This window comes from Desulfosarcina sp. (assembly GCF_033791525.1).
Classification (GTDB): Bacteria; Desulfobacterota; Desulfobacteria; order Desulfobacterales; family Desulfosarcinaceae; genus Desulfosarcina.
On record NZ_JASJGN010000040.1, the window covers coordinates 1 to 10,332 of the forward strand.

Below are 10,332 nucleotides of genomic sequence, written 5' to 3' on the forward strand. Positions count from 1 at the left end.
TATCTGCGTTACGCTTCATCCCTCGTCATTGCGGCGTACCGTCAGTACGCTGCCTACGGCACCCGCGATAGCGGTATTCTCGGGATGGAACATGAATGTTCGCCGTAATGATGAAGATCGATATACTGTTCGCTCGCTAAAACTCGCTTTTGCGGCCCGCAAGCCTTGATTTCGAACTTTTTACGGAGCCTTTTGATCTGTGATGTTGGACAAAACCATCGAGGAGAATGGTTATGCGTAGAAGGATTTTTCTATTGCCGGCGGCAATCGTCTGGGCCTTGTGGAGCTTCTCATCATGCGCCACCCGTCACGAGATAGAGGTGAAGCCGGTGGAAATCAAACCCATCCACATCACCATTGACGTCAACGTCAAAGTGGATCGGGCCCTGGACGATTTTTTCGGGGATATTGACGAAACCGCCAAAGAAATCAAGACAACTGAATGATGCCGGCGTAAGCGGTGTTTGCTGGCCATGAAAGGACGATTCAAATGAATCAGAAACGATATCTATGGTTTGTGGCAACGGTTGTTGCCGGTGTGTTTCTTTTCTCGGGATCCGCCTTTTGCGCTGACATTAAAGCACGGATGAAAGACCGGCTGCCGAGAATTATCGAACTCAAGGCTGCCGGGATTGTCGGAGAGAACAATCAAGGCTTTCTTGCCTTCATCGGCGGCAACCAGTCGGAACAGGTGCTGATAGACGCGGAGAACCAGGATCGGCAGCTGGTTTACGGCGCCATCGCCAAGCAGCAGGGAACGACCGCCGGCGTGGTCGGTCGGCGTCGGGCGCTGCAGATTGCCGAAAATGCCAAGCCCGGAGAATGGCTCCAGGATGCCGGTGGAAAGTGGGTTCAGAAATAACCCGCCAGGTCCGATTCGACCTTCAATTAAGCGCCGCCGGGGACCGGCTGGAGGCCCAATGGATCGGCCCCTCGCCTGACGAAGCGCCCACCCTGGTATTTCTTCACGAAGGGCTGGGATGTGTGGCCCTGTGGCGGGACTTCCCGGCCCGACTGGCCGGGATCACCGGATGCGGGGCATTGGTCTACAGCCGCCTGGGATACGGTGGTTCCGCCCCCTGCCCGTTGCCGCGAAGGGTTGATTTCATGCACCACGAGGGATTGGTGGTGCTGCCCGAGGTCATTCGTCAAAGCGGGATACGCGATTACCTGCTTGTCGGCCACTCCGACGGCGGCTCCATCGCCCTGATCCACGCCGGCGGCGGTCCCTGTCCAGGCCTGAAGGGGATTGTCACCCTGGCCGCCCACGTTTATTGCGAAGGTCTCACCCGGCGATCCATCCAGGCCGCGCGGCAACGCTACCTCAACGGGGATCTTAAGGCACGACTGTCTCCTTACCATGAGGAAAATACCGATTGCGCCTTCTGGGGCTGGAACGATGTGTGGCTCCATGCGGATTTCAGGCAGTGGCGGATCGACGCCTTCCTGCCGGCCATTCATGTGCCGGTGCTGGCCATCCAGGGGGAAACGGATCTATACGGGTCACTGGGCCAGCTTGATGTCATCCAGGCAAAGACCGGTGACAGGGTGGCCACCGAGGTGATCGCCGACTGCGGTCATGCGCCGCACCTGGAAAAGTCCGATGCTGTGCTGGCTGCCATTTCAGCGTTTATGAAGGATCGGGTTGACACGATCGATTGAGCGCCCATCGGGTTCCGCTCCACCTTGGTCCGACCGGTTGGCAAGGCACCGGCGTCGTATATAAAGAAAAAGCCGGTTTTACGGGATGGCAGGAAGACGCTCCAACACCTTGCCCTCCTCATCCAGGACAAAAACGAGAAATCCGTTTTCAGAGGCATGGCGGGCAAGGTCTTCGAAGATCATGGCCTGTACTTCGTACTTCTGCTTTTTTTCCAGGTGCAGATGAAACATGGCCTGCTGAGCGGATTCCTTATCCAAAAAGGCTGGGATGAAAGAGATATCTTGTTCGGTGTCGGTCTGCCCGACAATCTGTTCGCTGGGCCCGGCTTTCAGAATGGCCACATAGAGCCAGGTGGTTGCTTCGACGGTCATGTTAATTTCTCCTTAGAATCCCATGTCTTCGTTGATCAGAACGACCTTTACCCGGTGTTTGGGAAAACTCTTTTCAGTAATTGTCCAGGTGTTGCAGATGCGATCGGGGCTGCTACAATTTTCACAGCGGCCGGTTTTCCCGCAGGGATTTTTTTTGTCCAGCCGCATGACGTTGACCGGTGCCGCGTAGTTTTTGATGCGGACAATGGCAGCCTCACGATCCGGCACGATCTTGTTCCGGCCGATTAAGATGAGCACGTGGCGAGGACCGAAGGTCAGGGCTGAAACCCGATTCCCGATCATGTCCAGGTTGACCAGTTGGCCGTTTTCAGTGACGGCATTGGTGCCGGTGATGAACAGATCCACCAGCAGGGATTCCCGCCGTCGCTGCATGCTCTGCTCCGGTGAGAGACTTTTGTCGTAGGTGTCCAATACCGTGTAGCGGGGATCATTTCTCAGCGCTTCGTAAAGCCGCGTGCCGACAAACGTGATGGATCCGCCCCATGAGACGGTTTTCGGGGCAATGGCCGGGATAATCGTGTCGTAGGCCATTTTTTTGGCCAGGTCCTTGTTGTCGGCTATATAGACATCGAAGTTGTTGGCCTCCAGGGCCTTTTTTAGTTTAAAAAGCCGAAGCTCCCAGTAGTGGTGGATGGGCTTGTCCATGAAGTGCTCCTCTGATACTGTCGCTTCGTGGTCGTGTTCATAAATACGATGGCATTCGATGACCGACGCATCCCGGTCTGCCTGCGTTGCTCGTCGCTTAAATACGACAGGTATTCTCGCTCCTCGCGCCTTGCGAACCAGGCGCCTCGGCCATCTCGGTGCGTCACCGTATTTATGAACACGACCACTTAGGATTGCTCTGTCCGCTCACGATGCCGGTTCTATCTTTCTTGTAAAACGATGTCAAGATGCACCGGACCATTAACCGGCATCATCCGGTGAACTGCCGCTGCATTCGATCCAGGTAGTCGTCCAGTTCCTCCATGGTTGAAAAGACCTGCTGGGAAGGCAGGGCTTTGATGATGTCGAATACTTTTTGAATTTGGGGTTGCAGGTTCAGTAGTATCACCCTGCCGTTGTAAGCCTTCATGGTCTTCTGGGCTTTGGCGATTACCCGCACGCCCATGCTGGAGATGTAGTCGAGCATTTCCATGTCAAAAACCAGGGTGTGGGGCTTTTCCTGGAGCACCACATCCACCCGGTCCTCCAATATGGGAAAGGTGTTGGTGTCCAGCCTCCCGGAAGGTGACAGCATATACACCCCGTCCATTTTCTGCTTCGATTTTACCGTTAGATTCATTTGTTTCTCCTTGTCAGGCAGTGTCCATATAGAAATAGGCAAATTGGCCATTTGTGGATCGACACTGGGCTATCGATATCGCTTCTCCATTCGTAAGATATTCTTTCCTCGCTCACGGCGGTATTCCATCTGATCCATGAGGTTTTTGGCCAGGGTAATTCCCATCCCCCCCTTGTCCCGTTCCTCTAAGGGCTTGTCGCGAGGGCCGATTTGAACATTCAGGGGGTTGAAGGGGATGCCTTCATCCTGAAGCGTCAGGATCAGTGCATCCCCTTCGATAACCAAATGGAGGGTGATGTGGTGATCCAGGTCGTCACCGAACCCGTAAAAGACGATATTGGAGAATATCTCTTCCATGGCCAGGGTGACGTCATGAACCACCACCGGCGGGCATGAAACCGAATCGGCAATATGGGTGATCGCGTCTATAATCCGGCTCATTTCACGAATGTCATTCATCAGCACAATTGTTTTATGGGTGTCGCCAATTCGGTTCGGAGAGAAATAGGTCAAGGCCAGCAGTGTCATGTCATCATCCAGCGGGCGACTTCCGGTAAATTCGCGGATTTGGGACAAGATGGCCATGACCCGTTCTTTGGGCGTAACATCGGCGGTCAGGGCGACGGTGTTCATGAGGGACTCCTGCGTAAAGAGGCGGTTCTTGTCATTTTGCGCCTCGGTAACACCGTCGGTGAACAGAAGCAGGCCATCTTTGTGCCGCAGATGCGCGGTGGCCTGCCGGTATTGAAAGGCGTCGTCCAGGCCGATGGCCGGACATTGTGCATCGCCAAGAAGCACCGTGTTTCCTCGTTGGCCAATAAATAGCTGCGGATTATGGCCGGCGCACGTATAGGTAAGGCCTCCGGAATTCAAGTCCAGAACGCCCAGAAAAACCGTCACGAAAGTGAGGGACGGATTGTTTCTGGCGATCTCCCGGTTGACATCGGCCAGAATGTATTCCGGCTCCACCAACAGTCGTGCCGCGGCTTTGATCATGGTTTTGGTCATGGCCATGAACAGGGCCGCGGGGACCCCCTTGCCGGATACATCACCGATGACGATACACAAGGAGTTGCGATCGATGAAAAAAAAGTCGTAAAAATCACCCCCCACCTCGCGGGCCGGCTCCAGGCTGGCGTAAATGTCGAACTCTTTTCTGTTGGGAACGGCCGGGAAAATGCCTGGTAACAGCTGCAGCTGGATCTCCCGGGCCACGGCCAGTTCGCTTTCGATCTTCTCTTTTTCTGCGATGGTGGTTTTCAACGCTTCAGTGCGCAGTTTGACCTGTTTTCTGAGGATTATATTCCCCACCACAATCAATCCCATAACGCCGGTGATGATACCCAGCACCCACAAGGGGCGCAGCCATAACGGGAGGGTCACTTTTCGGACCCCTTGGGTCCACAGGTCCAGCGATTGGTAGAAAATCGAATTGGGGTTCTCCTTCAACTGCTTCAGGTGACCGTCCAGCGAATTGACAATGGATGCGTTGCGGCCTTTGGCCACGGCGAACCGCAGCTCTGTCGGCCTGAAACTGATCGGGCTCTGGCGCACCCTGAAACGCTTTTCATAGTAAGCGCCGTAGAGCCGGGGAACGATGCCGGCGGACACGGTTTTCTCGTGGACCATGGACAACACCTTGCCATAGCTGTCCACCATAATAAATCGGGGGCGAATCTCGAATTTGTCCAGGATGGTTTCAAAGAATTGAAAATAGATGTCTGCCTCAACCACTGCCACATCCTTTTCGTGGAAATCAAGGATATCCGAGAAGGTCGCATCCGAACTGATATAGAGCTGCCCCCAGTTCGCAACGATGGTTTCCTTGCCGAAGGTGAATTTATCTTCCAACTGTGCGGACATGGCCATGCCCGGCAACAGATCGATGGCGCCGGTTTCCAAGCGCCGGGTGCACTGGGCGTAGGAACCTGGACGGTATTGGATATCCCACCCCTCTTTCCGCGCGATGTGGGTGAGAATATCGACAGCGATACCCTTGACCCGGCTGTCCGTATCGGTGAAGATCAGCGGTGTGTTGTCATGAAGGCCCACGATGATCCGCTGGTCGGCGGCAGATGCAGCAATCGCCGAGAGCAGGCATAGAATGAGGAGCAGAAAATAAGATCGGGTTCGTATTTCCACGGGGCTATTATTCTGTTTTTAAGTCTAAAAAAACAGTTTTGGGTCCAAACCGATGACGTCCGTGACTCACGGACGGACGATTTTACGCTTTTACATCTAAATGGGGATGAAGGTCAACCGAGGCTTGCTTTTAAGACTCCTTGTCAGAAGGCTATCGGCCAGTTATCAGGCAGGGTTCCATCATGGTCTCAAGCCGGACTCGCTGCTGTTCGAAAGCTTCCGGGTCGTTCGTAGATGCAAATCGAATCGGATCACCGAAGCGCAACGTGACCCGGGAAAATGGCAGGGGCAGCATAAACCGATCCCAACTGTTGAAATACAGGGCTTTGCTGGCTGAAACGGAAAAGGGGACGATGGTGGCTTGGGCGGCATGGGCCAGTCGGATTGCTCCGGCTTTGACCACCCCCATGGGACCGGTCGGTCCGTCGAGGATATGGCCGGCCAGATTAGAGCGTTCCAGGTGGCGGATCATGGAGCGAAGGGCGGGCTTCCCGCCCCTGGATGAAGACCCTCTGACTGTTTTCCATCCTGTTTGACGCGCTACGGCGGCAACGATGACCCCGTCCCTGCTTCGGCTGATCATCAGGGCCGGATGGTATTTTGCATAGCGCTTAAAAGGGCGGATGGCCGAAAAGAACTGCTGGTGCCAGGCGCACAGCAACACTGGTGTTCCCTTATCGGTCAGCTGCCGCCATCGGGCTTCATTTTCAATCCGAAACCGAAATGTTCCGCTGTAAATACGGATGAAATAATACAGGAAACGGTGAAAGGTCGGAGTGGCCAGAATCGATTTTACAAAAGGGCTCATGGATCTTTGCTATGTTGAAGACGGGTGATTCAGGCCAAAAGGCGGACATCCTCAATGGAAAGTCCGCCTTTTGTCATTGGCATTGGTTGACCGCCGAATTTCGCCTTGTTTTGCCAGGGCTCATGACATCTTTTCAAGGCCATGTCAGAAATTGACTGCTTTGCTTGGTTCCTGGTCAAATGGTTTCATCTCCTTTCCGCATTTGGGGCAAAAGATGGTGGCCATGTTGTTTTTGTCCATGATCGCTTCACCCGGCAAGTCGATGAAGAAAAGACTGTTTTTGTTGCTGTTGCAGGCATCGCTGTGGCAGTAAAAACGATTATTACTTTCGCTTTTTTGCAGATCCGTTGGCAATTGTTTCATGGGCTTGCTGCACCGAGGGCAGAAGATGGTGGCCAGGTTGTTACCGTCCATCACCGATTCCTGGGCCAGTTCGAGAACGAATGGTCCTTTGTCCGCATGGGTGCAAATCTCACTGTTACAGTAAAATTTTGTCGACATGATCAACACTCCTTTTATAGATCTTTGAAAACCGTCCAAATAGACGGTTTTGCATTCAATAAGCAAATAATTACGTTACCGGCTTTTTTCAGTGGCGGTCAGCGCTCATGGGAACATACCTGGCTATTCTATGGGCTCATTGTTAGCTTTAAATTAGACAACCTGTGTTATTTCCAGACCCTTAATAATGCGACCGATATGGTCAGATGTCAAAAAGGGTGCCCAACAAACAAAATGCCAAATCATCTATATCTACGGTCAGGATAAAAACGCAAGCCATTCCGGGGCGTCCTTGCGCACGATGCCCGCGTTTTTTCTCCGAATAGGCATAGGATGATCAGTTTGCCCCGCGATGGTGAGCGCATTCACCGTCGCTCGCGGCGGGTTTAGCGAGCCAGACGGGGAATCGATTTTCATCCTAATGGTGCTGCGCATTGCTGCCGTTCCCGGCAGAACATTCTCCGCGGCTTGTCGGAGCGAAGCAGAGATCCCGCTCATCGGGGCTGCGCGGGGGGGGGCAATCCCTGTGCGCCGTGTTGCTCTCTGTTACGGTGGACGTGTTCGGTGTCCAAAAAAGACCCTTTTAAATGTGGAAACTATTGAAGTCAAGAGCGATCGACGTTTTGAACCGCGAAAACGAGCGTATTCCCCGCGGCTTGTCGGCGCGAAGCAAAGATCCCGCTCATCGGGGCGGCGGCGTTAGCGAGCGAACGGGGAATCGATTTTTATCCTTAGGGTGCTGCGCAGCACTGCCGTTATAGGCAGAACATTCCCCACGGCTGGCCGTGGGGAGGGTTCAAATCAGATTGTTCTATCTTCAGTATTAAAAGAGAGTGTGATATGCAAAAAGGTAAACCCGAAACGGCAACCCTATAGAAAAAGGATGGCCGAAAAATGGCCTATTTTCGGACCCAAGACGGATGCAGCTTGTATTATGAAACCATTGGATTTGAGCTTGCCCGTCCGGTGGTGATTTTCTTGAACGGCACCCTGCAGACCACCATGTATTGGAAGGTGATCGCGGCGTCTTTAAAACCGGAGTTCCGCTCACTGCTCTATGATGCCAGGGGGCAGGGGGAAAGCGAATTGGGAGAATTGCCCCTATCCCTGGAATTACATATGGAAGATCTTTCCGCGTTGATTCGTCACCTTGAACTGGGACCGGTCTGTTTGGTTGGATTGAGTCACGGCGCGCTGTTGGCCTATGCCATGGCCCGGCGGACGCCTAAAGCGGTCAGCCGATTGGTAATTTGTTCCATTGGGGTTCGGGCACCGATTCGCGCTCGGCTGGTTGTCCGGTCATGGCTGAAAATCATTGAAAGCGGCGGGATCGAAACCTTGGTGGACGCTGCGTTGCCGCATGTTTTTGGCGAGGATTACCTGGTCCGGAACAGCAGGATCCTTGACCGAATCGCTAAAACCATCGCCCGGCGTAACCGGGCGTCGGCCCTGGTGGCGCACTTGTCGGCCCTTGCCGGTTACCCGAGCCTGAGATCCATGCTGAAGAAACTGGATGTGCCCGCGCTGGTGATGTGCGGTTCAGACGATCCCCTGGTAAGCATCAGCGGCGCGGCGGAGGTGGCCGAGAAAAGCGGCGGCAGGCATCTGGTTGTCAAAGGTGCCGGACACTCCATCCCAGTAGAAGCACCGGAGCTTTTCCTCAAGACCATTTCACAATTTCTGTCGAGCCGCTGGACAGATATGCCGGAGGCCATGTGATGGTCCATAAATTTCCTTGACAACCGCACTACGCGGACTTTATTGGAATAAGAACCGGGGCATCAAGGATAGGAGAGGATTTGGCGATTAACAGTGATCCCGGTGGGTTAATTATATACTTGGTAAAAGGAGTTGTGAAAAAATGGTCAGCGTAGGCATCGTCGGTTGGCGCGGAATGGTCGGGTCGGTCCTTATGGATCGGATGAAGGCTGAAAACGATTTTGAAGGCTTTAATCCGACTTTTTTTTCCACGTCACAGGCCGGAAAAACCGGTCCGGACATCGGTTCCGGGCCCCAGGCGGTTCTGGATGCGAATGATTTGGACAAGCTGGCCGATATGGCGGTGATTGTTTCGTGCCAGGGCGGCAGTTATACGGAACAGACGCACCCCATGCTGCGGCAGAAGGGGTGGTACGGATACTGGCTCGATGCCGCATCCACGTTGCGTATGAGAGACAACAGCATCATCGTCCTTGACCCGGTCAACCGCAACGTGATCGACAAAGCCCTTGACGACGGCATCAAAGACTACATCGGCGGAAACTGTACGGTTTCTTTGATGCTCATGGCCCTCGGTGGACTGTTTCAAAAAAACTGGGTTGAGTGGATGACCTGCATGACCTACCAGAGTGCCTCTGGCGCCGGGGCAAACAACATGCGGGAGCTGGTAATGCAGATGGGGCTGCTGGGCGACAGTGCCAAAGCCATATCACAAGACCCGGCATCCTCCATCCTGGACATTGACCGTAAGATTACCGAGACCCTGGCCGACCCGAATTTCCCAATCCAGTATTTCGGCGCGCCACTGGCGGGTAGCCTTATCCCCTGGATCGACCGCGCGATGGAAAATGGCCAGACCCGCGAAGAATGGAAGGGTCTGGTCGAGACGAACAAGATTCTCGGGCGTTCAGACAATCCCATTGCCATCGACGGGCAATGTGTCCGTGTGGGTGCCATGCGCTGCCACAGTCAGGCCCTGACCATCAAACTGACCCAGGACATTCCTTTGGGCGCCATTGAAAATGCCATTGCATCGGCTAACGATTGGGTGTCGGTGGTGCCCAATGACAAGGCTGCCACCCTGGCGCAACTCAGCCCGGCGGCAGTTTCCGGTACACTTTCGATCCCCGTGGGGCGTATTCGAAAAATGAACATGGGACGACACTACCTGACTGCCTTTACGGTGGGTGACCAGTTGCTTTGGGGGGCTGCCGAACCCTTGCGCCGGGTACTCAACATTATCCTTGACTGTATGAACGGTGTTGTCTGACCCTGAAACTGGCGCTGAAGGCAGCGCTGTCCGGGGAGCTGCTACGTCACTTAGTATACGTGTTTTGAATACGTATTATGTACCAAATTTTACAGTGTTGTGTTTTGTCTGTATAGATGTATTATATTATTTATGGGTGTGCTCCTTTTGTTCTGGCTCCTCTGATCCACCGGATTCGAGGAGCTTCTTTTTTAAGGCGTCACGATTTAAGATTTGATGAACGTGTAAAAAGTCGCATTCCCGACGGATTCGTAAAAAGCCCGAGATCAAGGCTTGCGGGCCGCGAAAGCGAGTTCCGGCGAGCGAATGGCAAATCGATAAAGATCCTTACGGCGAACATTCATGTTCCATCCTTAAGGAATGAGGCGTACTTACGGTACGCCGCAGTGACGAAGGATGAAGCGCAACGCAGATATTTATCCGCCTCAGGCGGATCGGGTTTTTTACGAATCCGTCAAGATTCAGTTCCCACCTGTCGGACCCTATCATCCGTTATGCACATACGGCTGCCTCGGCTTCTCCACCATTGCTGTGATCAGCCTACCGGAATGC

At 53.8% G+C, this 10,332-nt stretch carries 11 protein-coding genes; 5 read left to right on the forward strand and 6 right to left on the reverse strand.

All coding sequences use genetic code 11. The annotated features are described in order from the left end of the window. Positions 1-233: 233 nt before the first annotated feature. The 3 genes from QNK41_RS02010 to QNK41_RS02020 are packed head-to-tail and all read left to right on the forward strand — an operon-like array spanning position 234 to position 1,662. On the forward strand, positions 234-446 hold the full coding sequence (locus QNK41_RS02010; RefSeq protein WP_319253218.1) for a YnbE family lipoprotein: 213 nt from the start codon (positions 234-236) through the stop codon (positions 444-446). Between the two features lie 44 nt (positions 447-490). Next, positions 491-862, forward strand: coding sequence for a YdbL family protein (locus tag QNK41_RS02015; RefSeq protein WP_319253220.1), 372 nt, complete (start codon positions 491-493; stop codon positions 860-862). Further along, positions 847-1,662, forward strand: a complete 816-nt coding sequence (locus QNK41_RS02020) for an alpha/beta hydrolase (RefSeq protein ID WP_319253222.1) — start codon at positions 847-849, stop codon at positions 1,660-1,662. The genes QNK41_RS02015 and QNK41_RS02020 overlap by 16 nt, the downstream gene beginning before the upstream one ends. A gap of 78 nt (positions 1,663-1,740) precedes the next feature. Here QNK41_RS02020 and QNK41_RS02025 read toward each other — a convergent pair whose 3' ends face one another. The 6 genes from QNK41_RS02025 to QNK41_RS02050 all read right to left on the reverse strand — a co-directional run bounded on the left by QNK41_RS02025 (position 1,741) and on the right by QNK41_RS02050 (position 6,791). Beyond that, positions 1,741-2,034, reverse strand: a complete 294-nt coding sequence (locus QNK41_RS02025) for a hypothetical protein (RefSeq protein WP_319253224.1) — start codon at positions 2,032-2,034, stop codon at positions 1,741-1,743. A gap of 12 nt (positions 2,035-2,046) precedes the next feature. Further along, positions 2,047-2,700 (reverse strand): lactate utilization protein, encoded by a 654-nt coding sequence (locus QNK41_RS02030; protein ID WP_319253227.1) that lies wholly within the window; start codon positions 2,698-2,700, stop codon positions 2,047-2,049. Positions 2,701-2,971: 271 nt separating this feature from the next. Next, positions 2,972-3,340, reverse strand: coding sequence for an STAS domain-containing protein (locus QNK41_RS02035; protein ID WP_319253228.1), 369 nt, complete (start codon positions 3,338-3,340; stop codon positions 2,972-2,974). Between the two features lie 69 nt (positions 3,341-3,409). Continuing rightward, on the reverse strand, positions 3,410-5,482 hold the full coding sequence (locus tag QNK41_RS02040; protein ID WP_319253230.1) for a SpoIIE family protein phosphatase: 2,073 nt from the start codon (positions 5,480-5,482) through the stop codon (positions 3,410-3,412). Positions 5,483-5,633: 151 nt separating this feature from the next. Continuing rightward, complete coding sequence (locus QNK41_RS02045; protein ID WP_319253232.1) at positions 5,634-6,290, reverse strand: lysophospholipid acyltransferase family protein; 657 nt, start codon at positions 6,288-6,290, stop codon at positions 5,634-5,636. A gap of 144 nt (positions 6,291-6,434) precedes the next feature. Further along, a complete protein-coding gene (locus QNK41_RS02050; protein WP_319253234.1) occupies positions 6,435-6,791 on the reverse strand; it encodes a hypothetical protein in 357 nt (118 codons plus the stop codon). An 894-nt stretch (positions 6,792-7,685) separates the two neighbouring features. Between QNK41_RS02050 and QNK41_RS02055 the strand changes: the two genes are divergently transcribed. Next, positions 7,686-8,510: an alpha/beta hydrolase gene (locus QNK41_RS02055; protein WP_319253236.1), complete on the forward strand. Its 825-nt coding sequence runs from the start codon at positions 7,686-7,688 to the stop codon at positions 8,508-8,510. A gap of 142 nt (positions 8,511-8,652) precedes the next feature. After that, the gene (asd, locus tag QNK41_RS02060) at positions 8,653-9,780 is read left to right on the forward strand and encodes an aspartate-semialdehyde dehydrogenase (protein WP_319253238.1); all 1,128 of its coding nucleotides are present in this window, start codon (positions 8,653-8,655) and stop codon (positions 9,778-9,780) included. Positions 9,781-10,332: the final 552 nt, after the last annotated feature.